Annotated in this window: 25 protein-coding genes, 1 tRNA gene and 2 pseudogenes; 9 read left to right on the top strand and 19 right to left on the bottom strand. The window is 35.9% G+C overall.

The annotated features are described in order from the left end of the window. Positions 1-20 precede the first annotated feature (20 nt). Positions 21-1103 (bottom strand): hypothetical protein, encoded by a 1083-nt coding sequence (locus tag B0A68_RS11310; protein WP_035688759.1) that lies wholly within the window; start codon positions 1101-1103, stop codon positions 21-23. Positions 1104-1135: 32 nt separating this feature from the next. Continuing rightward, positions 1136-1657 carry a DUF5004 domain-containing protein gene (locus B0A68_RS11305; protein WP_035688757.1) on the bottom strand — a complete coding sequence of 174 codons (522 nt, stop codon included), beginning with the start codon at positions 1655-1657 and terminating at the stop codon, positions 1136-1138. A 446-nt stretch (positions 1658-2103) separates the two neighbouring features. Here B0A68_RS11305 and B0A68_RS11300 point away from each other — a divergent pair, with 446 nt between their 5' ends. Beyond that, positions 2104-3702, top strand: coding sequence for a DUF6377 domain-containing protein (locus tag B0A68_RS11300; RefSeq protein ID WP_035688754.1), 1599 nt, complete (start codon positions 2104-2106; stop codon positions 3700-3702). Positions 3703-3890: 188 nt separating this feature from the next. Here the strand turns inward: B0A68_RS11300 and B0A68_RS11295 are convergent, their stop codons facing one another. From B0A68_RS11295 to B0A68_RS11250, 10 genes are all read right to left on the bottom strand, one after another. After that, positions 3891-5111, bottom strand: coding sequence for a sterol desaturase family protein (locus tag B0A68_RS11295; RefSeq protein ID WP_035688752.1), 1221 nt, complete (start codon positions 5109-5111; stop codon positions 3891-3893). A 142-nt stretch (positions 5112-5253) separates the two neighbouring features. Continuing rightward, entirely contained in the window at positions 5254-6540 is a 1287-nt protein-coding gene (locus B0A68_RS11290) for a Glu/Leu/Phe/Val family dehydrogenase (protein ID WP_240475311.1), read from the bottom strand. Positions 6541-6977: 437 nt separating this feature from the next. Beyond that, positions 6978-7829 carry a DMT family transporter gene (locus B0A68_RS11285; protein WP_035688749.1) on the bottom strand — a complete coding sequence of 284 codons (852 nt, stop codon included), beginning with the start codon at positions 7827-7829 and terminating at the stop codon, positions 6978-6980. 62 nt (positions 7830-7891) lie between these two features. Next, complete coding sequence (locus B0A68_RS11280) at positions 7892-8485, bottom strand: 2OG-Fe(II) oxygenase (RefSeq protein WP_035688747.1); 594 nt, start codon at positions 8483-8485, stop codon at positions 7892-7894. A gap of 171 nt (positions 8486-8656) precedes the next feature. After that, the gene (locus B0A68_RS11275) at positions 8657-10120 is read right to left on the bottom strand and encodes an AAA family ATPase (RefSeq protein ID WP_035688744.1); all 1464 of its coding nucleotides are present in this window, start codon (positions 10118-10120) and stop codon (positions 8657-8659) included. A gap of 382 nt (positions 10121-10502) precedes the next feature. Next, a complete protein-coding gene (locus B0A68_RS11270) occupies positions 10503-11621 on the bottom strand; it encodes a vWA domain-containing protein (RefSeq protein WP_035688742.1) in 1119 nt (372 codons plus the stop codon). A 106-nt stretch (positions 11622-11727) separates the two neighbouring features. After that, a complete protein-coding gene (locus B0A68_RS11265; RefSeq protein ID WP_035688740.1) occupies positions 11728-12108 on the bottom strand; it encodes a YchJ family protein in 381 nt (126 codons plus the stop codon). Further along, positions 12098-12331, bottom strand: coding sequence for a hypothetical protein (locus B0A68_RS11260; protein WP_035688737.1), 234 nt, complete (start codon positions 12329-12331; stop codon positions 12098-12100). Before B0A68_RS11260 ends, B0A68_RS11265 begins: the two co-directional genes overlap by 11 nt. 93 nt (positions 12332-12424) lie before the next feature. After that, complete coding sequence (locus tag B0A68_RS24470) at positions 12425-12574, bottom strand: hypothetical protein (RefSeq protein ID WP_089069734.1); 150 nt, start codon at positions 12572-12574, stop codon at positions 12425-12427. Beyond that, the gene (locus B0A68_RS11250; protein WP_035688734.1) at positions 12574-13116 is read right to left on the bottom strand and encodes a hypothetical protein; all 543 of its coding nucleotides are present in this window, start codon (positions 13114-13116) and stop codon (positions 12574-12576) included. The genes B0A68_RS24470 and B0A68_RS11250 overlap by 1 nt, the downstream gene beginning before the upstream one ends. Before the next feature lie 87 nt (positions 13117-13203). On the opposite strand from B0A68_RS11250, the gene B0A68_RS11245 reads away from it, so the two are divergent. The 6 genes and pseudogenes from B0A68_RS11245 to B0A68_RS11220 all read left to right on the top strand — a co-directional run bounded on the left by B0A68_RS11245 (position 13204) and on the right by B0A68_RS11220 (position 17384). Further along, a complete protein-coding gene (locus B0A68_RS11245; protein WP_035688732.1) occupies positions 13204-13455 on the top strand; it encodes a hypothetical protein in 252 nt (83 codons plus the stop codon). A 196-nt stretch (positions 13456-13651) separates the two neighbouring features. Beyond that, positions 13652-14092 carry a KTSC domain-containing protein gene (locus B0A68_RS11240; RefSeq protein ID WP_035688730.1) on the top strand — a complete coding sequence of 147 codons (441 nt, stop codon included), beginning with the start codon at positions 13652-13654 and terminating at the stop codon, positions 14090-14092. A gap of 259 nt (positions 14093-14351) precedes the next feature. Continuing rightward, positions 14352-15113 carry a DUF4369 domain-containing protein gene (locus B0A68_RS11235; protein ID WP_035688729.1) on the top strand — a complete coding sequence of 254 codons (762 nt, stop codon included), beginning with the start codon at positions 14352-14354 and terminating at the stop codon, positions 15111-15113. An 18-nt stretch (positions 15114-15131) separates the two neighbouring features. Continuing rightward, positions 15132-15518 (top strand): annotated as a pseudogene (locus B0A68_RS11230) (peroxiredoxin family protein); the annotation flags it as partial. 186 nt (positions 15519-15704) lie between these two features. Then, a tRNA-Tyr gene (locus B0A68_RS11225) sits at positions 15705-15785 on the top strand. A 291-nt stretch (positions 15786-16076) separates the two neighbouring features. Next, entirely contained in the window at positions 16077-17384 is a 1308-nt protein-coding gene (locus B0A68_RS11220) for a site-specific integrase (RefSeq protein WP_035688725.1), read from the top strand. 349 nt (positions 17385-17733) lie between these two features. Here the strand turns inward: B0A68_RS11220 and B0A68_RS11210 are convergent, their stop codons facing one another. The 7 genes and pseudogenes from B0A68_RS11210 to traJ all read right to left on the bottom strand — a co-directional run. After that, complete coding sequence (locus tag B0A68_RS11210; RefSeq protein WP_012026320.1) at positions 17734-18009, bottom strand: hypothetical protein; 276 nt, start codon at positions 18007-18009, stop codon at positions 17734-17736. A 35-nt stretch (positions 18010-18044) separates the two neighbouring features. Further along, complete coding sequence (locus tag B0A68_RS11205; RefSeq protein ID WP_012026321.1) at positions 18045-18347, bottom strand: hypothetical protein; 303 nt, start codon at positions 18345-18347, stop codon at positions 18045-18047. 5 nt (positions 18348-18352) lie between these two features. After that, positions 18353-19504 (bottom strand): hypothetical protein, encoded by a 1152-nt coding sequence (locus tag B0A68_RS11200; protein ID WP_084679163.1) that lies wholly within the window; start codon positions 19502-19504, stop codon positions 18353-18355. A gap of 15 nt (positions 19505-19519) precedes the next feature. Continuing rightward, the gene (traN, locus tag B0A68_RS11195) at positions 19520-20383 is read right to left on the bottom strand and encodes a conjugative transposon protein TraN (protein ID WP_035688723.1); all 864 of its coding nucleotides are present in this window, start codon (positions 20381-20383) and stop codon (positions 19520-19522) included. 12 nt (positions 20384-20395) lie between these two features. Next, positions 20396-21685 (bottom strand): conjugative transposon protein TraM, encoded by a 1290-nt coding sequence (gene traM / locus B0A68_RS11190; RefSeq protein WP_035688721.1) that lies wholly within the window; start codon positions 21683-21685, stop codon positions 20396-20398. Between the two features lie 262 nt (positions 21686-21947). After that, positions 21948-22556, bottom strand: coding sequence for a conjugative transposon protein TraK (traK, locus tag B0A68_RS11180; protein WP_240475310.1), 609 nt, complete (start codon positions 22554-22556; stop codon positions 21948-21950). Positions 22557-22580: 24 nt separating this feature from the next. Further along, a pseudogene (gene traJ, locus B0A68_RS11175) lies at positions 22581-23597 on the bottom strand (conjugative transposon protein TraJ); the annotation flags it as partial. Positions 23598-23606: 9 nt separating this feature from the next. Between traJ and B0A68_RS11170 the strand changes: the two are divergent. Both B0A68_RS11170 and mobC read left to right on the top strand, forming a co-directional pair. Further along, on the top strand, positions 23607-24845 hold the full coding sequence (locus B0A68_RS11170; RefSeq protein WP_035688714.1) for a relaxase/mobilization nuclease domain-containing protein: 1239 nt from the start codon (positions 23607-23609) through the stop codon (positions 24843-24845). A gap of 18 nt (positions 24846-24863) precedes the next feature. Continuing rightward, entirely contained in the window at positions 24864-26852 is a 1989-nt protein-coding gene (mobC, locus tag B0A68_RS11165) for a conjugal transfer protein MobC (protein ID WP_035688712.1), read from the top strand. Positions 26853-26961: the final 109 nt, after the last annotated feature.

Raw genomic sequence — 26961 nt, 5'->3', positions numbered from 1 at the left:
TGTTTTAATTTAATAGTGAATTATTTGTCTAAAGTTTTTAGAGGAATTGTCGAATCTGAAATCGTATTGTTTTTGTTGTCTTTTACCAAAACATGAATTTCATTTAAATTCGGAATACCGTTTAATTCTGAAACTAAATTGATAAATCCCTTTATTTCTGCAGTTCCTCCTGCAAACTCACCAGAAATTGTTTTACTGCCGGCTGTAACGGTGTAAAGCAATTTGTTTACGCCTGCTTCGTTATTTTTTCTTGACATTCCTAAAAAGTCTTTTTGACTTATTTGTGAAGGGAAAAATCTAAAAGACGGCGGTGGCGGCGGTACAAATTCGCCTGCGTAAATAATTTGATCACCAGAATTTGTCGCCCAGTCTTTTGCTACCAGCAAGAAAATAATGTTTTCCATGACAAATCCCGGCTGTGTATTGTAGTATTGCTGCGGAATAAGATCCATTCTGTAAAAACCATTTCCGAGATCTTTCATTTTTGTTTTTTCAGATACGTCTGGAAGCCATGCCTGATATTCCTGCAAAACTGCCCAATTATTTAAACCGCTGTGAAAATGCACACTTTCAACTCCTGCAAAACCTGTTTTTAGATTAGAATTAAATAAAATACTTACCGGCTTATCAATCGTAGGTTTTGATGGATATGATCTGATAACTTCATTTGCTGTGTAGAATGACGAAAAATCAGTGTAAGCAACATTGGCTACATCACTTTGTTTTGATCCGTTTTTGTTTTTTAAGCGAAACCAGAATCCGGCACTTGCGGCAATTTCATCTGGAGTTTTTGAAAAATACAATGTAGGGGTCAAAGTAAAACTCCAGATTTTATTGCCTTCATATTTGAGTTTTGCAAAATCTGAGGAGTTGTCAAAATTTCCTGCATCGGGTTCAGATGGTGACCAGATCCACATATAAAGATCTTCAGTTTCAGAAAATGTTGATGCAGACATATCAAAGTACCAAGTTACTTTCTCATCATATTTGTATACTACAGGAAATGATGATATTGGCCCGACAGCTCCTGCTGCTTCTTGCGCCTGTATAAAATTAGGAGCTATGAAAAGGGCAAGTAAAATTGTATATATAAACTTTTTCATATAAGTAAATTTTATTTGTTTAAGACAGTACTTTAATTAACAGCACTTAATTTGAATACATAAGACACAAAAGCTGAACCGCCGGAACTGCGCATTAGCTGCAGCTGCATTTCTTCGTTTTTGCCCGGAACCGAGATTACGCGGAGTTCGTCTGTTTTTTGAGTTTTTTGAGCGTCGCTGTACAAGAGAATTTTTACTGCACTGGCGTTGGTCTGCTGAAAGTCTGAGCTTAGTTCCCAATACCCTTTTGGTGCAAATAAGGGAGGAACATTTCCTTTTACTTCGTAACTTGTAGGTCTATTTTTATCGTCTACGCTGAAATTGATTTTAAAATCCTCGTAATTAAAATAGGAATTCAAGTTTTCTTCGTTTGGTTCTATAGCATTTGCTTTTGCAAATTCATCAACCATTTTGAGATTTGTTAATGCCCAATTTCCGTTTACTTTTTCGTAAATCGTAATCGGATCAACGTAGCTTCCGTCGTCAATGTTGTCACAGCCAATGGCCGATAAACTCACAACAACAGCCAACCAGTAAATACTTTTACATTTCATAAAATTTGTGGTTTGATTGTTAGTTTGTTATCCCATAAAAGGATGGAGCGAAGCTAGAAGTTAAATAAATCTTAAAAAAAATATCTTGCAAAAATCAAGATAAAATTCAATCAAAATTCAAGACAATAAACTGAATATCAATTAATTAAAAAATTTTTGTAAATACTAAAATCAAGATGCTGTTGAGATAAAAACATGCAAAACAATAATGGTTAAAATGACAATATCTAAATTATAATAGATTATTTTTTCACTATATATATTTATAAATACTTTTTATTGTATAATTGCAGATTCTTAAACTACTTTTAACATTTATACTCATTTTAGAATTCTAATTTGTTTTTTAATGTTACTGGGCACATTCCAAAAATTTAGAATCTTCAGCTTTTATTTAAAACCGAATTAACTTTATTACATCAAAACGCTTACTAAACCAACAAACCATGCAAAGAATATTAATGCTGCTTTTTTTGACAGCAGGTTTTTCTCTTACAGCAAAAGAGACAAATCCTGTTCTTGAAGAATTAGATCGGGTGCTTCTTAAAAAAGAAGTATACTTAAAACAGAAATATCGAAAAATTGAAGTCCTAAAAAAAAATATATCCAAATTTACACTCAACCAAAACAACGAAGAGCTTTATAATTGCTATATGTCGCTGTTTGATGAATACAAATCATTTAAATACGATTCTGCTTACTATTATTTGGAAGAAGCAAAAATAAAAGCCAAAGTGCTGAAAGATCCAAAGTTTTTGGCAAACAGCAGGATTAAGGAAGGTTTTGTTTTACTTTCTTCGGGATTGTTTAAAGAAGCAATTGATACTTTAAATGTGGTTGATGATCAAAAACTGGATATTAAAAATAAATTTGAATATTACAATATAAAAGCTCGAGCATACTATGATTTAGCCGATTATAATCGCGATCAGCGTTTTAATATTCATTACATTCAACAAGGCAACTATTTCTTAAAAAAAGCTTTGGCCTTAATTGGAACTAATACAAATGAATATTGGGCCGCAGAAAGTCTTAAACGCTTAAAACAGCAGGATTGGCGCGGTGCTGAATTTGCTTTTAGTTACTGGATTAACAACTACAATCTTCCTTCTGATTATTACGGAATTGCTACATCGAGTCTGGGTTATATCTATTCTGAACGCGGTTATACAAAAAAAGCAATCGAATATCTGGCGCTCGCAGCGATTGCCGATGTAAAAAATGCAACCAAAGAAACCGTTGCGCTTCGTAATCTGGCAAACGAACTTTTTAAAATGGGTTATCTCGAAAAAGCCAATGAATACATTAATATTGCCATGGACGATGCTACTTTTTATAATGCAAGACACCGCAAAATAGAAATTTCGTCAATTCTGCCTATTATCGAAAAAGCGCAGCTGAATAATGTAAAAGAGAAAAATGACAAACTCCAGAGGATTATTATTCTATTGACGATTCTTACTGTTATTATTTTTTTATTTCTTGGAATTATTTTCAAACAATTGAAGGAAAAAAACAAAGCCCGAAAAATTATGGCTTCGTCTTATCTGCAACTGCAGGAAATGAATGTTAGTTTGAGTGAAGCCAACGCTATTAAAGAAGAATATATTACCTATTTTATTAAAGCGACTTCTGCTTTTATTAATAAAATAGATCATATTCAGAAAAGTACACTTCATAAAATCATTACCAAAAAAACAGACGAAGTTATTGCAAGCTTAAAACGCTATAATGTAAAAGAGGAAAGGGAGAATTTGTTTCACCAATTTGATGAAATCTTTCTAAAATTATTCCCCACATTTGTAACCGATTTTAATCATTTATTTCCGAATGATCATAAATGCACCGTCAAAAAAGGAGAACTTTTAAACACAGAACTTAGAATTTTTGCGTTGTATAGATTAGGAATTCAGGACAGCAGCCAAATGGCAGAATTTTTGGAACTTTCTGTAGCGACAATTTATACCTATAAGACAAGAATCAAAAGCAAATCAGACTTTAAAGATACTTTTGAAGAAAAGATTATGGCGATTAAAACCATTTAGCCTAAGGTTCTAAGATACTGAGGTACTAAGTGGCTAAGGTTTTTTACAAACTTGTTTATTTTTCTAATCTCCTGCAAGGTTTTCAAAACCTTGTAGGTATAATTGCGTCCAGAATAAATACCTACAAGGTTTTGGAAACCTTGCAGAAAGAAAAAGCGACATCTATAAATGTCGCTTTTTATTATTCTTTATTTTGATTCAAGTTGGAGCACGACGTTTTGATAGCGCTTACTAAGAGAAAACAATTGCTCTGCAAAAATCATAACGGCAAGAGGTACAAACAAAAATATCAATAAATCTCCTTCGTACAAAAAATAGGTTGTAACTATAAAAATACGAGCATATTCAATATAATAAATCCATTTGCGCTGTTCTAGCAGCGCGCCGCAATTTACCAAAGTTATGAGTATAAAAGACAGCACAAAAATTTTATCATAAACCTGCAGATAGTCAAAATAATAGGTGAAAACAGTCAAAACCAGTGTAGAAATTCCGAGCTGAATGTAGAGATAGTTTTTAAAACGAAGTCTTTGATGCGGACAGGCGTTATCCTGAAGAAAGCGCTTTTCTAAAATTGGTCTTATATCCTGATCCATATTTGCGGGACTTCCAAAAACGGCTTTCCATTTTTCTTTAAAACCTTTTGAACGCTTCATTAATTCATAAATTTCGAAGTAATAATGAAAATGCTGCCATAAGAAACTATAGCTTTTGAGCGGATGTGTTAATCCGTATTTTGGTTTTTCCTCTTCGGTTTGAAACGTTCCAAAAAGACGATCCCAAAAGGTAAACATATCACCATAATTTTTGTCCAGATATTTTTCGTCAGAAGCGTGATGAACTCCATGAACGGAAGGTGTTACAAAAATATATTCGAGCCATTTTATTTTTCCGATAAGCTGTGTATGCGTAAAAAAAGAATAGGCTCCATGCACAATCAGCATCGTGATTACCATTGCGGGATGAAATCCTATAAACGGTAAAATGCACCAAAATCCGGTGCGGATAACAGCCTGAAAAGTGGTAATTCTGGCTGCCGCAGTAAAATTAAACTCTTCGCTGTGGTGATGAACAATGTGTGCTGCCCAAAAAAAGTTGACTTCGTGTCCTAATCTATGATACCAATACCAGACAAAATCGGTAGCGAGAATGAGTGCAAACCAAACAAAAGGATTTCTAGGAATATCAAAAATTCTGTAATCATCATAAATCAAATAATACAATTGATAAAAGCTTGCTGCAATAAAAAGATTAATTAACCGCTCGGCTATTCCGATACTGATATTAGAGACCGAACTCTCGTAATTAAAAATCTCAGGCTTTTTTCTGCGTTGTGCTATTTTATATTCAATAAATAAAAAGAGAAAAAAAGCCGGCATTGCGAAGGCAAGAAAATTTATATTTTTCATCTTAAAAAAATTACTTTTTTTTATTCTAAAATTTAATTCTAAATCGGTATTAACTTAAATCAAAAAGACGTTTTCATTAATTGATAAGGCTTAAGGCAGTATCAATTAATGAAAAAGTCTAAAAACTAACTAAAACAATTTTCTAATTCTGTTTGAACTTTGGCGTATCTGCCGCGACATCTTTTACAGATTGTGTTTCGGCTACTTTTTTGAGTGCAATAATATAAGCAGCAATGCGCGGCGTTACGTTATGCTGTACTGCAACTCTAAAAACAGTATCAAAACCTTTTTCTAAAATATCTTCCAGACGTTTATTAATCTGGTGAATTCTCCAGGACTCCAAAAGCGAATTCTGAAGCCATTCGAAATAAGAAACGGTAACGCCTCCGGCATTTGCTAAAATATCAGGAACAACTAATACCTTGTTTTCATGAAGAATCTTATCTGCATCAGAAGAAACCGGACCGTTTGCTCCTTCTACAATAATTCTCGCGCGAATATTGCCTGCATTTTGTTTTGTAATCACGTCTTCTTTTGCAGCAGGAATCAATACATCTACTTCCAAAAGCAATAAATCTTCGTGTTTTATCGCCACAGAATTTGGATATCCTTTTATCGATTTATTATTGAGATTGTAATATAAAATCAGTTCTGGAATATTCAGACCTTCAGGATTATAAAACGCTTCAGAAACATCGCTGACTGCTACAATCTTTAATCCTTTTTCGTATAAAAACAAAGCCGAATGCAGTCCAACATTACCAAAACCCTGAATTGCTGCAGTAGATCTTGCTGGTCTCAATTTTAATTTCTGAAGCGCCAAAAGACTAATAATACTTACTCCTCTTCCTGTTGCTTCTACTCTGCCCAGAGATCCTCCAGAATGCAGATGTTTTCCTGTTACTACTGCATGAATTGGTTTTCCGTGCACTATTGAAAATTCATCCATAAGCCATCCCATTTCGTCAGGACCTGTTCCCATATCCGGAGCGGGAACATCTTTTTCTGGTCCAAAAATATCTGCTAATGCTTTGGTGTAAGCTCTTGTAATTTTTTCTAATTCGGTTTTAGAATGTTTTCTTGGATCGCAGATAATACCGCCTTTTGCTCCTCCAAACGGAATTCCGGTTACAGCAGATTTCCAGGTCATCCAGGCAGCCAATGCTTTTACCTCGTCTAAATTTACAGCATTATCGTAACGAATACCGCCTTTAGAAGGTCCTAAAGCTGTATTATGGATGACGCGGTAGCCTTCAAAATTTTCTGTTTCGCCGTTGTCCAGCGTAATCGAAAAATTGACTACAATTTGTTTTTCGGGTCTTTGCAGTTTCTGTCTTACAGACTCATCTAGTTTAAGAATATCAGCTGCTATATTAAAACGATCAATCATAGATTGAAAGGGATTCTGTTTAATTATTTCTGCACTCATAATATGTATTTTTAGTTTTGGGTTTGTTTACTTAAATCACTTCTGCTTATTCATCTTAGTCATTTTTACCTGCATACAACATGGTATTTTACTAAGACAACATCGCATATTGCTATTTGTAATTCGGTTAGGTCTCATATTTAGATTTTTTAGGGTTTAAAAAAAAAGCCTTTCATGGTGCAATGAAAGGCTAAAAAAAAAATAACTAACAAGTACTTTCTCTATTAACGCCATTTCAAAACGCAATTCAACATACAGCACATCGCAACGCTGCAGGTAAAAAACGTGATCATATTTCGGCTATAGTTTTTCATTGTCATTGCAAACGTACAAATTAAATTTATAAATTCTATAGAATTAGTAGAGTTTATTTTAAAGTTTTAAAAAGTTAGTATAAAAACAACTGTAAATTAATCTTTTAAGTCTTTAAAAAAATATTAGGATTGCGATAAAACGATTAGAATAATGGCTGTAAGAGCTAAAATTAATCCAAGAAAATTCATTTTAGATAATTTTTCCCTGAAGAAAAGAACCCCCACAAGACTTCCCAGAATAATGACACCCATGTTCATTCCGGCAAAAACGGTAGAAGGATTTTCTGCGAATGCTTTGTGAGCTTTTAAATAAAAAAGAATGTTGCCAAAATTAAAAATGCCGACTAAAGCTCCGAATAGAATATTTTTTGATTCGAATTTTATTTTTTTAACCACAATTTGATAAAGAACAATAACGACAGCGAAAACTAATGAAATAACAAAAACTACAAATAAAGAAGTTGTATAAGGCAGCGTTGTAAAAAGGGCGATTTGTTTAAAGAGAATATCAATTAAACCAAAACCTGCCAAAACTACTGCAGGATAAATCCATTTAGTTTGTGTATTTTGAGATGGCTTTCTTAAAATAAATAAAAGTGCAATAAAACCAATTAAGATCCCGATTACTTTATAAGTATTGAATTCTTCATGAAAAATAAACCAGGCAGCAAGAATTGGAATAAACAGAGACAAACGTTGTGCAGCATCTGTTTTAACGATTCCCATATGCTGGATTGATGCCGCTAAAAAAAGAAAAACAACAGGAAGTAAAATTCCGATCGAGAAATAAATATTCCAGGGGGCGTTTGCTTGAACTTCTGTCAAATCAGGACTAAAAGTAAAATAGCAAAGTGCTAATGCGGTTATATAATTGAATGCTACAATTTGGCTTGGATTACTTTTATATTTTCGGGTGATTTTGAAAATCACTCCAACAATAACACTGCAGAGAATACTTAAAATAAGAAACAACATACAATTAAATTTTGACTGCAAAAATAAGCTTTATCTGTTTTATAATTTTCAAAAAATAAACATTAATCACTTTTTAGCCATCCTGTAATGCTCATTCGAGTACTTTGTGTAGTCAAAACCTCATGAACCAATTCATTACTTTTAAAGAAAATTGTTTTACCCTGCATGGGCGAAATTTTTTGATTGTTATTTTCCTGATGAATCATTAATTCACCACCGTCGGCTTCTTTCCAATTGCTGTTCAAATAACTGATCATTGAATATTTCCGACTAGGATTATTTTTAAACTGATCTAAATGCTTGAGATAAAAATCGCCTTTTTCATATAATGAATAATGAAATTCGTAACCGGTAATTCCAGCATAACAGCTTTCGTTTAAATAAATTATAAAGGCATCTATTTTATCGAAAAATTCGTTTTCAAAAACGTTATTATTCTTTTTATCTAACCAGTAAATAGAGTCGCTTCGAATGGCGCCATCATAAGATAGTTTTTCAGAATTACCAATTCCTGCAGCCAGTAACAAACTTTGTTTGTTTAATTGGAGTAAATTTTGTTTTAGATTATCGGCCAATTCATCACTCAAAAAATGTTCAGAAATACCTACTTTAGTATCAATATAACTTGCTATTAAATCTTCAAAACCATTTTCCATTTTTATTTAGGGAAAACTGCAAATACAGCTAACGCAGCAAGGTAGACGAAATTAAAATGGTAATGCTGTTTTTTAGAAATAATAAGCTTTGGATTATTTTATACTAATTTGAAGCATTAAAAAACCCGAGAAGCTTTTTAAAACTTCTCGGGTTAGGTAAATGAATTTTATTTAAAATTTACTAATGTAGCTTCCGTAAATATCTCTAAACTGGCTTCCTTGTGCAAATCGGTCTTTGCTTAGTTTTTTATATTCCACCAATCCCCATAAAACAAATTCCTTCATAAAATAAAGATCTTCTTTGTCTAACTGAGGCTGATATTTTTTTAATAAAGTATCCAGCGGTGTCACTTCATCCAGAACATTTTTATATTCTTCATCAGTGGCATCGTCAAGCAATTCGAAGCCGCTTTCTGCAAAAAACCATTCTACTATATCAGAATATGGTGTTTTCTCGTCTGGTTTTTCCAGCTTTTCTATTTTTGGAAACTGCTGTGTAAATAATGTTTTAATTGCAGCACCAATAAGACTTTGAGCAACTGCATCTGCTCCCTCCTGCTCGCCTTCATATACTAACTCTACTTTTCCGGTAATGGCCGGAATTATTCCAATAAAATCAGACAAACGCAGTGTCGTTTTATCTTTTCCTGCAATTAGGGCACGACGCTCTGCAGTGCTTATAAGATTTTCAAAAGCTGTTATGCTCATTCTCGCACTTACACCACTTTTATTATCGATGTATTCGCTTTCACGTGCTTCAAAACTTATTTGTTCCAGAATATCTCTGGCCAAACTTGGTACGTAAACAATCTGGCTTTGGTTTTCATCCAATTTAGCTTCTTGTTCTGTAATCGTTCTTGCAATAGCAATTGTTTCGGGATAATGTGTGAGAATCTGAGATCCGATTCTGTCTTTTAGCGGCGTTACAATGCTTCCTCTATTGGTGTAATCTTCTGGATTTGCGGTAAATATAAACTGCATGTCAAGAGGCATTCTTAGTTTAAATCCTCTAATCTGAATATCGCCTTCTTGTAGAATATTAAATAAAGCAACCTGAATTCTAGCTTGCAAATCGGGCAATTCGTTGATTACAAAGATACAGCGGTTTGCTCTCGGAATCATTCCAAAGTGAATTACACGATCGTCTGCATAAGACAATTTTAAATTTGCAGCCTTAATTGGATCAACATCTCCAATTAAATCGGCTACGGTTACGTCTGGTGTTGCCAATTTCTCAAAGAAACGTTCGTCTCTGTGCAGCCATAAAATTGGAGTTTCATCTCCTTTTTCTGCAATAAGATCTTTTGCAAAACGAGAAATTGGTTTTAACGGATCATCATTAATTTCTGAACCTGCTACAAAAGGAATATATTCGTCTAACAATTCGACCATTTTGCGTGCAAGTCTTGTTTTTGCCTGCCCGCGAAGTCCTAACAAATTGATATTATGTCGAGATAAAATCGCTCTTTCCAATTCTGGAATTACGGTATTTTCAAATCCATGAACACCTTCAAAAACTGGTTTCCCAGATTTTATTTTTTCACGAAGATTATTTCGCAATTCATCTTTGATACTAAGGCTTTTATATCCTGAGGCTTTTAATTGACCTAATGTTTTTATATTGTTTATTTCCATTTTATTGAAATATATGTTTTGTTGTTTTTATTTTTTTTCTGCAGATAAGCGTTCTGCCATTACTTTGGGCGTGCCGGCATTTAAAAAAGGGCCTAATATACTTTGTGTTCATGAGGCCCTTTCTTAAATACCGTCGGGCTATCCGTGCTACTTCGGTAGCCTGCTTCTATCCCTCACGCAGCCGTTTTGTTCAATAGAATTTATTTTCGAATTTTACTTTTATCAGACCTGACAGTCCCGAAGCCTCGGGATTAAAAACCTGTTAGGTCTTTCGCGTAAAAAAATTTCAACCTTTGTGTTAGACCCATTGCAGTGCGCCTCTACGATATGCGTTGTCTAAAAAACCTTTGTTCCTCTGAACCTTTGCAGCTTTGAACCTAATTCAACGCACTCTTTTCTTCCTATTAGTCTCATAATCTTCAAAAATCATTTCGCCAAGACCTTTTAGTCCGGTGTAAAATGCTTTTCCTTGATTTGCTTCTGTAAAATGATTTACAAAACGCTGCAAATAAGGATCATTTGCAATCATAAAAGTCGTAATCGGAATGTGCAATTTTCTGGCTTGCTGTGCCTGTGTGTAACATTTGTCTACGATATATTCGTCGAGCCCGTTACTGTTCATGTAATAAGAGCCGTCGCGTTCGCGCACGCAGCTCGGTTTTCCGTCGGTAATCATAAAGATTTGCTTGTTGGTATTTCGCTTTCTTCGCAAAATATCCATCGCCAATTGCAATCCTGCAACTGTGTTGGTATGATACGGACCAACCTGAAGGTACGGTAAATCTTTAATCGGGATTGTCCAGGCATCGTTTCCAAAAACCAAAATATCCAGCGTATCTTTTGGATAACGTGTCGTGATTAATTCCGCCAAAGCCATTGCTACTTTTTTGGCAGGCGTAATTCGGTCTTCGCCGTACAAAATCATACTGTGGCTGATGTCGATCATCAAAACAGTGCTCATTTGTGCTTTGTACTGCGTTTCTTCGACGACCAAATCATTCTCGGTCAGCATGAAACTTTCTACACCATTATTTATTTGGGCATTTCTCAAACTCTCTGTTAACGAAATACGTTCTAACCCATCTCCAAAATTAAATTCGCGAAATTCGCCGGTATGTTCGTCACCATTTCCCGCATGTTTGGTTTTGTGGTTTCCACTTCCGGAGCGCTTCAAGTTTCCGAAAATCTGATCTAAAGCCTGCTGTCGAATCGCGCGTTCTGTTTTAGCCGTAATGCCAAAACCGCCAGAACCATCTTCTTTGACTTCGTCTTTTATGTAACCTTTCTTTTTTAAATCTTCGATAAAATCATCGATTGTGTAGTTCTCGTCGGTCAGTTTATATTCTATATCCAACTCTCGAAGCCAGCTGATTGCTTCATCAAAATCACCCGAAGTATGGGTGATTAACTCTTTGAAAATACCAAAAAGTTTTTCAAACGGAGACTGAAATGGAGCTTCGTACGTCTTAAAATAAAAACCTTTTTTAAATTCGTTTTTCATAATTTTAAAATTACACTATTTTAGAATTATGGAAAACGAATCGTTTATTAATTTTTAGTTAAAATATTACAGCAAAATACAAGATTAACGCTGTTAAATATAACAATTATTCAAATTTTCCATCTAGATAAAACCAAACTTCATTTTCAAATTTAAAAGTCGAAAACTCGTAATGTGTTTGTGGTTTTTGATTTGAATCCAAAAAATAAGCTTTAAATTCTACTGTGTTTTCAGAAGAACTCAAAATTTCTAATTTTTGCCATTTATTGGATACTGCCCATTTTAAAATTTCAGCTTTTGAGTAATATTTTCTTTCTGAAACATATGTAGTTTCTAAAAGATATGCTGCATTATGACTCGCATAAGCAGAATATCTCGAACGCATTAAAGCTAAAGCCGTCGGTGCTTTTTGATTGTTCTGAAGATACAATCCACAGCAGTTTTCAAAAAGCAGACCTGTATCGCAAAAGCATTTTTTATTCTCCATCGAGTTTTTCTTCGCCGTTAATTTTTACATGCAATTGATTCAGCAAAACCTGATAACGGCTGATTTCTCTTAAATCTTCGTCTTCTTCGGCATGATCTAATAATTCGTCTAAAGTTTCATTTACTTCAAGCAACTTATTATTGGCTTCTCTATCTTGTTTTGCTGCGATTAAATCAATGATTTCTTGTACGCTTGCTTTTAAATCTTCAAATTTATTATTCATGTGTTTTCTTTGTTTGGTGTTTCAGGTTTAACGTTTCAGCTTTCAGGTTTTAAAAAACTTGAAACCTGAAACTAAATAAACTTGAAACTTATTCTATTCTTCCTGCTTTTTATCTTCGTTGAATTTTTTAATAATTTCTTTAAGCTTTTCTTTACGAGCAATTACGGCTTGTTTGGCTTTATCCTGAGCTTTGTGAAGTTTATCGTTGTGCTTTTTTATATTTCTTTCGTTATTGCGTCCCATTATAGTTCTCTTTTAATTTCTTCTAATGTTTTTTCTGTAAAAATCAGTTCGTTGATAATTTGTTTTCTCAAATCAGCAATATCATCATAATCAAAATATTTTGCCCAAGAAGTTAGTTGCTGTAGATTTCTGATTTGTTTTAACCTTTTAGCCGTTTCAAAACTTGTTCTCAAAATGGCTTTTTTGTCATATTCCGGATTATTTTTATGCTGATAATTAGCAAGATCTTTATCGAAATCAGCTTCTATATAATATAATTTTTCTTCTGCATTATCGGGATAAAATTCTTTCCAAAATGCAAAACCAATTTTTGTTTTTGATTCGGTTTCCGGTTCTCTGGCAACCAGACGCCATTTACTGTTTGCTAGTCTTCCCCAGTGATTTGAAACGCGATACATTCCTTCCTCAGTATAATAATAGGTGCTTCCAGCCTTGCTTTCAAACTGCTTCTTTAAGCCTTCAATTGCCGATGGAAGCACTTCATTAAAAATACAAAATGTATTTTTAAAAGAATTCGGATGGGGCTTAAAGTTTTTCTGCATGATGCAAATATACTGAGATTGTCCTGAACTCCCTAAAACAAACAATATATTACGTAACTTTGTGCCTTTAATTCTAAATATAAAAACATGTCTAAAGATTCACAAGAAAAAATGCCTCAAAAAGGAGTTTATACCGGAATTATAGAAAAAGATGAAAACAACAATTACTTTTGTGGAGAATATCTTTTAGATTATAAAATAGTAAGCACTAATTTTAATGTCGGAGACTGGATTACAATAAAATCTGTGATCGAAAATCCAAGTGACATCAGCTACGATAAATATCCAAAAAAGTCTAAAAACTTTGATAAGGCAAACCGTAAGCCGGAACAGAAGTAAGTTTTTTTTTGTTTCAGGTTTCACGTTTAATGTTATCGAGCTGAGAATTGAAACGCGAAACCTGAAACCAAGATTTTAAATATTTTTTCCTTCAAAACTAAAAAGTTAAAAAAAAGTGTACCTTTGCAAAAAATTTGTCGATTTGAACTAATTAATATCGATTTCAAACTAATAGACAAGTAGTTACCTTTTATTTATGAAAAAAATAGTTGAATACCGCAAGTTACTAAACGTAGACAAAACTGCAGAGCTGAAAGATTTAAAAACAATTTATCGTAATGCGATGAAAGAATCTCATCCTGATAAATTTCAAGGTGATGATGCTGGTTTAAAAGCTGCAGAAGAGAAAAGTAAAGCTATCATTGAGGCTTATCACTTTTTGGTAAGTATTAACCCTGAGACAATTAAACTTAATTTACCTGAATATACTGAAACGATATCAACTTGTGCAATAACAGATTATAAATTTGTTGAAGGACGTTTAATTATCGATTTCTCTAACGGAAGTGTTTACGAATACATTAGTGTTCCTAAAGCAACTTACGTAAAAATGGTAAACGCTGACTCTCCTGGAAGATTTGCAAAAAGACACATTCTGAATTCTTTTACATGGAGAAAGAAAACAAATCAAGAATAGATTTACATCAAAATACAACTAAAAGCACTCTATATACAGAGTGCTTTTTTTATGCTTAAAAACCAGAAAATTACGTTTATAAAGGAACAATCACTATTTAATTAAGAGTTTTTAGCGAAATAAAACACCCAAACCTCCTGATTACAGGGCGATTAAATCAAAAAAAACTATAACAAAATTTTAGGTTACAAAATTCTATATGTTTTATAATTTTAAATACTTTTGTTGCACAAATCATTTAACTAATTAATTTTTTATAATGAAAAAAATACTTTTTTTACTTACCGCTACTGCAGCGATCATTTCTTGCAGCAAAGTTAAAGACGGAGAATACCTTATTACAGGAACTGCAAAAGGAATTGAAAACGGAAAAACGATTATCCTTCAAGGTATAGATCCAGCTACTAGAATGCCACTTGCACTTGATACAGTAAAAGTTGAAAACGGGAAATTTGAAATAAAAGGTAAAGTAACAGAACCAGCTTTTCATACTTTAATTCTTCAGGATGCAAACGGTCCAATTCCTTTCATCTTAGAAACTGGAGAAATTAATATTGCAATCGATAAAGACAGTATCCAAAAATCTAAAATTTCTGGAACTTACAATAATGATGAGTATGTAAAATTTACAGAAGATCTTACAAAAACTCAAAAAGGATTAATTGATTTTCAGAAAAAGAATACTCAAAAAATGCAGCAAGCTCAACAAGCTCAAGATACAGCAACTATCAATGGCTTGATGAAACAATACATGACTATTCAAACAGAAGTTCAGGAGAACTCTAAAAAGAAATATTTAGCTTACGCTGAAGGTCATCCAAAATCTTTCATTTCTGCTTTGATTGTACAAAGTATGTTGAACGATCCTAGTACAGATGTAAAAAAAGCAGAAGCTTTATTTAATTCTCTAGATGAGTCTTTGAAAAATACTGCTCCTGGAAAAGAAATTAAAACAAAACTTGGTCAAGCAAAAATGCCTGCGGTTGGTGCAACAGCTCCTCCAGTTGGCAGCGCTAAATGAAGAGCAGATTTTTCGGCTCCTAATCCAGAAGGAAAAGTAGTTTCACTTAAAGAAAGCTTAGGTAAAGTTACTATCGTTGATTTCTGGGCTTCTTGGTGTGGTCCTTGTAGAAAAGAAAACCCGAATGTTGTGGCTATTTATAAAGAGCTTCATTCAAAAGGTTTAAATATTATTGGTGTTTCTTTAGATAAAGAAGCTGGTGCATGGAAAGAAGCTATTGCAAAAGATGGTTTGACATGGACTCATGTTTCTAATTTAAAATTCTGGGATGAGCCAATTGCAAAACAATACGGTGTTGAATCTATTCCGGCAACTTTTTTACTTGATGCTTCAGGAAAAGTAGTCGCTCAAAATTTAACAGGACCAGAATTGAAAGCAAAAATAGTAGAGCTTTTATCAAAATAAAGAGCAATATTTAAAATAAAACAAAAAATCTCCCTAGTGGAGATTTTTTTATTTTATTCAATACCAATCAATTAAAAAATAACTTTAAAATAACTTAAAATTAAGTTCGATTTTTGTTTGCAAATCTAGAAAACGTTGCTATCTTTGCCACCGCTTAGAACAACAAAGCACAACAATACAAGCTTAGGGGAGATACTCAAGCGGCCAACGAGGGCAGACTGTAAATCTGCTGTGTGAACTTCGCAGGTTCGAATCCTGCTCTCCCCACGGAAAGGCCTAAAAGGCGGAAAACTTAAAGTTTTCATTCTTTTTAAAAAGCCACAAAAAATGTCTGAACACCTGCAAATTCAAGGATTTGCAGGTTTTTTTTATTTTAGGCCTGTTTTCAATATTTACAAATCCTCACAAAATTAAAGGTGCAGAATCGGTGCACTTTCCGGCGCGCTGAAAAGTGCACCAGAAACAGTGAAAATCCCTTATATTACAGGGGTTAACGAGATTAACGACTTGATTTGGCAGTAATATTATTCTACATTTATTAATTTAAAAAGTAGGATTATGTTGGAAAGCAGTTTTGGTTTGGGATTCTTTTTAAAAAGACCCAAAATAGAAAGTAAAGAATGGATCGTATATTTCAGAATAACTGTTGACGGTATCCGTAAGGAAAGCTCAACCAAAAGAAAATGGGATAATACACGATGGGATCAAAGGTTCGAAAGAGCGGTCGGCTCAAAGGAAGATGCAAAGTCGCTGAACTTCTTTTTGGATTCGCTGACTTTAAAAATCAATGAAATCAAAACCGAAATGATGTACAGCGGCAAAACCATAACCGCTGAGAAAATTATGGACGAGGTTCTGGGAAGGACAGCGCCAAAGATTAAGGTGCTGGAAGAATTTCAAAAGCATAATGATGAAATGGAGGCGCTTCTTGGAAAAGGCTATGCAAAAGGCACCCTTGACCGGTTTACCATTACTAAAAACCATTTGACTGCTTTTATAAAATTCAAGCTAAAAAAGCACGATCTTGAATTTGCGGATTTGAATCTCGAGTTTGTAAAGGACTTCGAGTTTTACCTTAGAACTGTACGCGACTGCAGCAACAACACCACCCTAAAGTATATTGCAAATTTCAAAAAGATTGTAATCCGCGCCATTGATAAGGAATTAATCACCAAGGACCCATTTAAGAACTTTAAGGGACGTAAAACAAAACTGGTAAAAAAACCACTAACCGCACAGGAATTGTACGAACTTGAAAGTCATTATTTCACAACTGACAGGCTCAATGTCGTAAGGGATGTATTTGTCTTCCAATGCTACACTGGCCTGGCTTACATAGACGCTTATCAATTAAAGAAAACTGATATCAAAGAAGGCATTGATGGAAATCTATGGATTATGTCCGAAAGGCAGAAAACAAACTCATCATTTAATGTACCTCTTCTTCCCCAAGCACTGAAAATAGTTGAAAAATATAAAGAGCACCCGCTGTGTATCCAGCGTGGAACCGTGCTTCCTGTTTCATCCAACCAGAAAATGAATGAGTATCTAAAAGAGGTGGCAGTCTTGTGTGGCTTTCCTTTTACATTAAACACGCATATGGCCCGCCGTACTTTTGGAAGCACTGTGACATTAAATAACAATGTCCCTATTAATGTAGTTAAAGAACTGCTGGGTCATGCATCGGTAAAACAGACTGAGGCATATGCTATAACTGAGCAGGCTACAATCGGTCGTGAAATGTCTATTCTCAATAAAAAACTCAATAAAACTGGATCCAAAATATCTAAACCTGATTTGGCGGTTCTCAGCAGGCTCGAAAAGGAAATTCAGGCAATCAAAAAGAAATACAACATTTCTTCGTGATCAATAAATTTCAAAATATATTTAAAATTAAAAGAGGCTATCTCAAATATTTTGAGATAGCCTCCTTTTACACAACTTAACTTCGCTTTTATATCCTGGATGGTAAGATGGGGTGTACTTAATGTATCCTAAATCCTGAAGCTGTTTAAAATACTTATGATAAGTCGGCAGCGTATTGACATGTGACAGCTCCATAATTTTACTGCGGCTGACTTTAATCCTCCTTCTTTGGCCCTGCCTATAGCCTAATCCCAGTATTGCTGTCAAAATTGATAGATGCCAGACATTTAGTTTAGGATCATTACTATACATTGACAGATAACTCATTATATAGCTTTCTTTTAATCTCTTAGTGTTTATCATCATCAAATAATTTTTGAAGATCTTCTTTATTATAGTAGTACGACCCAAGCACTTTTTTGAAACGGACTTTTTGGCTTGTTCTAAGATTCTGTACTGAACCTGCTGAAATATCAAGCAGTTTTCTCACAGACTTGCTTTTAATCCACTCTGGTTCCAAAGTTTCTTTCCGTCCAGAATCCTTATCTTTAAATAAAGCCTGTATTTTATCTACTAGAAGAAGACCAAACTGTCTCAGATCTTCCTTGGTTACAATTTCATTCATAGTACAATTTCATAAAATTATTAATTGCAGAATCTTTAGATGTCCGCGTCAGCTGAAAACAAAAAATATACTTCACTTCCACGATTTTTTTTAAAAGATGGTCTATACTTTATGTATCCATACTGATGAAGTTCCTGGACACATTTATGATACGTATTTGCTGAAGAAACTTTAGCAATAACAATAATCTCCGAGCTAAAGACAAAAATTGGATTAATAAAGCCCTTAACGGATCTAAATTGTAATAGAGCTGCATAAATGGCAATATGCATTGGACTAATCCGGTAATCATTCTCTATTGCTTTGAAAAAATCCGATAAAGGCTTTAATTTTTCCATAACTTTTAAAGTGAGGGAGTTTTTCTTTTCTTTACTTTATTATCTTTCCTCCCTGAATCACCTTCATCAGAATCTAGATTTTTTTTTTGATCTTTAGATACTGATTCTTTTTGAGATTCAGTCTTTTTCTCTTCCTTACTCTCTCGATGATTAATTCTTTGTAAATTTTCATCATAAACATTAACAGTCTTAAACTGGGGATTTGCCTCCACAAACATTTTACTTTCAGTACCGCCGACAACAAAAGTCGCCGACTGAAGGTTTCCTTTCTTTAGCGAATTCAAAAGGTCTTCTTTATACTTCGGAGTATTCAGTTCCTTGATTGAATGTTTTGCCAGACTTGCTTCCAAATCATACCCATAATTCTGATGGTATTGGTTCAGCTTAAAATTACCATTGTCAGATTGTTTAAAGTCGATTTTCAGCCAGCAATTATAGCTCTCCCCTTCTTTGTTTTTAAGATCTTTATTGACAGATCTGCCTTCCATCAAATTATAAGCCTCTTTCATTGTAATGCTGGCGCTGTCTTTGTTGATGTAGAAGGTCTGTTCCAGACCAGGTTTGTTTTCTTCTTTCTGAAGATTGACATGATAGGAATTAAAAAAGTACATATCTGTCTGCTCAGACCTTTTGAAATTTAATTCTACAGTTAAGGTATCCTTATTTGGTAGACCATTGTGCATAATGCCAGTGTGCATAATTTTAAAATCCTTATCTCCCTTCATTATGTTCTCTCGCAGTTCAGCATCGAACGTTTCTCCAAATCCAGTATATTTTAACTGGTCTTTCAGGTATTCTAAATTTTTCTCATTCATTGCGTTTTCATTTAAATTATTTTCTAAAATTTCTCTCCTATTTATTTCCCTTTTGGCAAACCCAGTAAGTTCTATTGCTTCATTTTCGGAAGTATCTGCCACGCTATTCAAAACTGCTCGCAAGTCGTCGATAACTGATTCAATCGGCAGGCTCTGAAAATAATTCGCATCATTGTTCATAACCAGACAGTACTCCTTCGCATCCAAGGAATTTCTAAAAAACTCAATTGTGTCGGTATCAGTCACCTCATCGCTATTAAAGGCGGCAAATCGATGGCCGTTATAAGCCATTTCCTCAGCAAACGACAGCATCATTTCAGTGTCAGCTAAATTGATTATCATAATTTATTTTAAAGCTTAAAAAGTGTCACTGCTTAATTCGGAAATCGGAATTACCTTATCAGTCAGATTATTATTAATATCCACTTCCAAATGTCTTCCGCCGTTTTTTTCAATCATCTGAAGTGTCAGATACTTATTCTCCGGGATGGTAAATTTCTCCAGAGCATAAACTTTTATTATTTCAGATTTATAAGGAATTACAGAAGAAGATGAAGTCGCGTACAAAGGCTGCAGTTCAATTTCCTGCGACGCGGTACGTTTTGACTTCTTCTGGTCTCTGATAAAAAAACGTAGCTGATCAATATCGTAGTTAATCTTTGATTTGTTTTCAAAAACAATACGCAGATACAAAACATCCTGCTGGATAAAGATCCCGTTCACCTCCAGTCTGATCTGATACTTTGATTTTTTTAGACCACTGATTTTTTTCTTTTTGGAATATGCAGTCAAAGCACACTGTTCAATTCTTTTCTGATTTTCGTTTTCTAAAGAAAACAGCACATCCCTGCTTGCAGCCACTGCATTTTCAGCCTTAAAATTTAAGTCAGGGCACGTTTCATCATAATTCAGTACAAAAACGTACAATTTCCCGTCAGATGTAACAACTGTCAGATTGGTCTGGAAAAAATGCTGTTTAGCAGCTTTTACAAGTAGTATATTCTCAACTCCTTTTGCTTTTTGTACAAGCACTTCTGCGCTTCCTTTATCTATGCTCTTGATTGTATAAGGAAAAATAATGCTTGTGGTTTTAGAAAAACCTACTTGTAGATTTTTATACTGGTCTTCGTAAAAGGCAGTTTCCTTTGCGTTTGACTGTGGATTAACTGAAACACAAACCAGCAGCAAACTGATTAAAAACAAATAATTCGCTCTTTTCATATTTTCTCTCTTTTAAGGTTTTAAATTCTTTTGTTTTTCATCATACAGCAGCACCTGATACCCTGCCTTTACAACCACTTTTATGAGTTTTACCTTTTTGCTCATAAGACTTTTGGCTGCCTCGATGCCCATACCTGCGGCCTGTGCTCCCCATGAATCCGAAATCCCGGTAAGACCGAGAGTCTGAATTGATCTGTCAGCTGATGCTTTAGCCACATCCCTGTTAATTGCTCCGGGAATATAGATGCCGTCAATCCCGTCCATATCATAGACTGCCAGCTCGACGGGAAATATCGAATTATTGTACTGGATGTTTGTGATTTTTACCTCAAGCCTCTCCCCTTTTAAAGCCGCCATACCATACAGAAAAGTATTTCTGGGTATCATTGTTCCTTGGAGAAAAATATCATTCGTAAGTCTTAATTTAACCACCGAGCCATTGACAATAGTCTGCGTCTGATGCACAACTGCTTCAATAGAATTTTGTATTTCTTCAGCAGGCTGTGCTTCGTCCAGAGAATAAAATTCATTTGTTTTCAAAGAGGTCTGCAAATCGGCATTCTGCTGAAGTGAGCTTATGTTATTCTCTGCTTCTTTTTTCTGAACTGAATATATTTTGCCTTTTTTGCTCTCAGATGTTTGTTTAAGTCTATCCTGCACGCGCTGCGGATGCTGTATATCCAAAATATTTTCCAGCATACCGCCTAACTGCTGAAGTTCCGGATCAGGTTCCTGCTGTGCGCTCATGGCAGACATAAGTCCTTCGAGTTTTTTAATCTCTTCCGATTCTCCACGAGAAGTGCCGTAATTTTCAAATTCCCTCATGTCCTGACCGTAAGCAGGGACAGCAGGCTGGCTGATTATGTTTTCAAGAGCCCTCAGCTTCTCATAAACTTTCTGTTCATTGCGGTCCTGAAAAGACTGAGAATTAAAAGCTGATCTGTTTTTTGGAAGCATTCGGGATTCAAAATCACTTGTGGAAAAAGAATCTGCTTTATCTTCCGAGGCTTTATTATCAATATAGTTAGGATCTTTTTTTATCTGCTCTCGCAGTTTTATCGAATCAACTGCTGCCTGATCGTAATAGCTCATCTTATCCAGTGCTGAATCTTCTTTAAATTTTGGCAGTGGCAGATGAAAATTGAATCCTTTCCTTTCGTCGTTCCCTGCCATCTTGGATTCCATTCTTCCGCCGCCTAATGAATAAAATAAGAATGTGAGAAATGGTAATGTTATAAGAGGCAGCATTAAAAGCATCTTTCTCTTTTTAGATTCCTTTGGAGATAATGTTTTCTCTTGCATAATTTTAGTTTTTTAAATTGATTGTCTTAATTTTTGAAGCTGTTGAAACCTCAGCTTGTTTATAAAATGTCCTATACAGGTTATAAATTAAATAACCCGATGTCAAAACCGTAAAGAACAGAAGTCCCCAGATCAGTTTTGTTTTAGAGAGCCCATCTGTGACGCTCTTCATTTTTTCTGCCCATCTTTTCTGCAATAGCAGATAATACTTGTGATACACAAAAGGCTCAGTCTGTCTTGTAAAAAAGGATTTCATAAATCTCTATTTTCTGGTTTCTGCGGAAAGATCTTTGTTTTCAATCGTATTAAACCGCTCGATAAGAAAACCATGCGGATTATTATCGCTTCTTGATACATTGCGAAGCGCACCTTCTGTAAGCAGGTTTCTTTTCAAAATACTGGTAGTACGGATAATGTTCTGTCTGGCATAACATCTAAAACGGTAGGGATATTCACGGATATCAATGCTTATGCTATCAATCTGGATGCTCTGGCTGATATTTCCTGATATAATACCCGAATAAAAATTGTTTTCCTTCAGGTCATCATAAATCCGTTTTGCACTGTCGTCTGCCAGATATAAGGCTTTTGTGATATTCGTTTTAATGACCTTATCATCAGGATCAAGGGTAAAGAAAAACTTGTGAAAGGTTTTCACATGGTCCCTTGCTTCAACAGCAATGTTATCTTTTCTTTCCGAAGCGTAAGCTTCCAGCGCTTTACCATTTGCCAGAATATATACTTTATCCTGCATAAGGCTCACTGTCTGGAAACTTTTATAGACAGCATAGCAGCTTATTATAATGCAGCCTGCAATTACAAGCATCGTGAAACCTCTCACATATCTAAATGCCGTATCAATGTTTTTCATTTTGGTAAACATATGCTCCTGTTATTAAGTCTGTTTAGAATTTCCTTTAAGCCTGTCATTCATATAGTTTCCTTTATCAGTAAAATAAGGACTGCTTCCTGCTGTCGCAGCCATGCTGCTGGTCATTCTCCGATCCGCATCTCCCATCGCATCAGCAGTCATTCCAACCGCATTTGAAGAGGTTCTCATAACAGAACTAGCTGAATTTCCAAACATGCTTGTCACCTTATGACCCAAGGCTGCTCCTCCGCCTGCATGAACTATATAATTGGCAACAGAAGGCACGGTAAAATATCCTATGATACCTATTATCATGAAAATTAAATATGACATATCGGTCCTGCTGAAAAAAGTGTCACCTGTTGCCTGCACCTGCGAGAGGTCCAGCTTGAGCATGAGTTCCTGAATCTTTCCTATAATACTTCCGAATATATTGGCAACAGGAAGCCAGAGGTAAATATTGATATATCGGGCAAGCCAGACAGTGAGCGTGTGCTGGAAACCGTCAAATACTGCGATTCCAAATACCAGCGGACCTAAAATGGAAAGCACCACCAGCTGAAAGGTCCGAAGGGTGTCAATGCATAAGGCGGCCGCTTCAAACAAAACCCTCAGCACCTCGCTTAGCCATTCCTTGACCGAATTTCGAAAACTGTAAGAAGCTTTTTCCATCGCAAATTTGACATCATTGCCTATGCCTGCGAGCATGCTCTCATCCGATGGATCAGCACCGTCATGCGTATACTTATACCATCTGTCGCGATCACCCGTACCAGCAACCCCTACATACATCTTCCATGGATCGGTTTCTTTAATTGCTTTTTCTTTCTCTTTAAGCAGAACAGCAACTGCATTGTTAGAGCCTGTTACCATAGCTGCAGTAGCTGTAACAGTTGGTTTCATAACTCCGTTAATAAGTGCCAGAACCGACGGAAAAATCATAATGCAGAATCCTATTACAAAGGGACGGAAGAGCGGATAAAAATCAATGGGCTCGGCACTTGCTATATGCCTCCATACGCGTGAGGCGATGTACCATATAGTTCCGTCATAAACACAGGACACTCGATAAGAGGCATTCTTATCTATAATGAGAATAAAGTTTCTCAGGGTGCAGCTGTGTGCATCGGCGAGGGAAATTATCCCATCGATATTGAAAAAATGTCAGAATCTTTTAAGCTCGGCGTATTTCTAAAACAGCTCCATCTCAATGAAAATGTAAAGCGTGGCGCTGTGCACATCTCACTGAATTTTGACCGGTCCGATAATGATTTATCAAAAGAGAAACTCATGCAGATTGCCTCTTCTTATATGGAGAAAATTGGATTCGGCGCACAGCCTTATCTGGTCTACCAGCACCACGATGCGGGACATCCGCACCTGCATATCGCATCCATAAATGTGCGTGCAGACGGATCCAGGATTAACATGCACAATATTGGAAGAAACCAGTCCGAAACGGCCCGTAAAGAATTGGAGATTTCTTTTAATCTGGTTCGGGCGGACTCGAGAAAAAAACAGAGTCCTGCGCTAATTAATGCTATTGATGCGGAAAAAATAAAATATGGGGCAATAGATTCCAAGAGAGCCATCGGCAGTGTACTGAGTGCAGTTATTCCGCACTACAAATACACAACGCTGGGTGAGCTGAACGCAGTATTGAACCTGTATAACGTCAAGGCGGAAAGGGGAAAGGAAAATTCAAAAATGTTTAAGAACAAAGGGCTGGTCTACCAGATTCTGGATGTGAACAAAAAGACTGTCGGGGTTCCTATAAAAGCCAGTAGTTTTTATTCCAAGCCTACTCTTTCCCGGCTTGAAATTAATTTTGCCGCAGCTAAAACTTCTCGAATGATAAACATGAAAAGAACCCGAAACGCGGTGGATCTGCTCCTTTTGAAATATCCTTCCATAACACTCTCGCAGCTTGAAACGCGGCTGGCGAACCAGGGTATAACGGCAGTTGTCAGAAAGAATGAACAGGGGTTTATATACGGCATGACATACATAGATCATAACACCAGATGCGTTTTCAACGGAAGCAGTCTCGGACCTGAATATGCAGCCAAAGGGCTCCTGCAGCGTCTGGGCCATTCGTCCCGTTCCGAGAAGCAGTATACAGTTCCTGATGGTACCGCTCAGAAGCACGGCTCTTTTATTTCCGCAGCTGAAGTGCAGCGAATAATTGATAATGTGCTTTACGCCGGAACGCCGTCAGATTACGTTCCCAAACAGCTTAAAAACAAGCGAAAAAAAAGAAGGAAAAAAGGACAGTCAGATAATAATTAACACATAAAAATCAACAGCATGCAGACGGGAGAAAATGAACAGGCGCTTAGAAAAATTTTAGATATGACTAGACTGATGAGCATCGCACTGCTGCTCATCCATTTTTATTATTACTGCTTCGATTCCTTCCGGCAGTGGAATCTTGCGCCGGATTTTGCCTGCAGGATAATGGAGAATATTTATCGTACGGGGCTTCTGGACAGCTTCCATAAATCAAAGCTTTTTGCACTTGGACTCTTGGTTATTTCCCTCATGGGGGCCAAGGGAAGAAAAGATGAAAAACTCCATTTTAGAACTGCTTTTTATTATATCTCAATGGGTCTTCTGCTTTACTTTGGATCCTATCTGGCTTTTGTAATATTTGCGGATACTGAGGTCTTCTCCGTACTTTATATCTCACTGTGTTCTTTGGGCTATCTGATGACACTTTCCGGGGGCACCCTGCTCTCCCGCATTATCCGCAGAAAGCTTAGTTCAGCAGATATTTTTAATAAGGTAAACGAAACTTTCCCCCAGGAGGAAAGGCTTATTGAAAACGAATATTCCGTTAACCTTCCCGCACGCTATCACCTCAAAGACAAAGTGCGCAGCAGCTGGATTAACATTATAAATCCCTTCCGAGGCATTCTGGTTCCAGGCACGCCGGGTTCGGGAAAATCATACTTTGTAATCCGCCATATAATCACCCAGCATATTGCCAAGGGCTTTTCTATGTTCATTTATGATTTCAAGTTCGACGACCTCACTGTTATCGCCTATAATGCCTGGCTGAAATTCCGTCATCTTTATGCCGTGGAGCCAAAATTCTACATCATAAATTTTGACGACCTCTCCAGAACCCACCGTTGTAATCCTCTTGATCCTGCGGCAATGACCGACATTACCGATGCTGCTGAATCTGCCCGCACAATCCTTATGGGACTCAACCGGGAGTGGATTAAAAAACAGGGCGATTTCTTTGTGGAATCCCCCATAAATTTCCTGACAGCCGTCATCTGGTACCTGCGGAAATACAACGATGGCGAGTTCTGCACCCTGCCCCATGTCATTGAAATGATCCAGACCGACTATGAAAGCCTTTTCACGATTCTAAGAACCGAAAAAGAGATCGAAGTGCTTATCAATCCGTTTGTCAGCGCGTTCCTTCAAGAGGCAGTCGACCAGCTGGAGGGGCAGATCGCTTCTGCTAAAATCTCACTGGCGAAACTTTCCTCTCCTCAGCTTTACTACGTACTCTCGGGCAGTGATTTTACCCTTGACATTAATAATCCATCTGATCCAAAAATTGTTTCAATGGGGAATAATCCGCAGAAGATACAGACTTACGGGGCAGTTCTTTCCCTTTTTGTCAGCCGCCTTATCAAGCAGGTAAACCAGAAAGGAAAACTTAAAAGCAGTCTTGTTTTTGACGAGTTCCCCACTATCTATCTCAATAATATTGACAGTCTGATTGCAACGGCAAGAAGCAACAAAGTGAGCACCTGTCTTGGAATTCAGGACTTCAGCCAGCTTCGTAAAGACTACGGCCGCGAGCAGGCTGATGTGATCATTAATATAGTCGGAAATATTGTCTCTGGACAGGTCAGCGGAGATACGGCTAAACAGCTCTCAGAACGTTTCGGAAAGATAATGCAGGATAGAGAAAGCCTTTCAATAAACAGCAGCGACACCTCCATCAGCCGTTCCCGACAGCTGGAATCCGCAGTGCCGCCTTCGAAGATTTCTTCGCTGAGTTCGGGAGAATTTGTAGGCATGACTGCCGATAACCCGGACTGCAGAATTGAGCTTAAAACCTTTCACTGCGAGATCATCAACGACCACGAAAAAATTAAAAAAGAAACAGATAATTACAAAGAAATTCCGATCATACGTACAATTGATAATGTTATAGTCCAGAAAAATTATCTGCAAATTAAAATTGAAATACAAGAAATAATCCAAAGCGAAATGGAAAGGATAATTAAAAATCGTGCACTTTCCGCGCTTGTTCTCAAAAAAGAAAAGTGACCTTAAGATTCTTGATAAAACAAGAAATCAAACCCTTAAGACAGAATGATGTCAATACAATTATAATTACTGGAAAAGTAAGAATAAAAGTTCTTTTAAGGAAGTTTCA

Origin of the sequence: Flavobacterium reichenbachii (assembly GCF_002217435.1) — a bacterium.
Lineage (GTDB): Bacteria > Bacteroidota > Bacteroidia > Flavobacteriales > Flavobacteriaceae > Flavobacterium > Flavobacterium reichenbachii.
The sequence above is the reverse complement of the archived record's forward strand: the minus strand, read 5'-3'. Positions and strand labels throughout refer to the sequence as shown.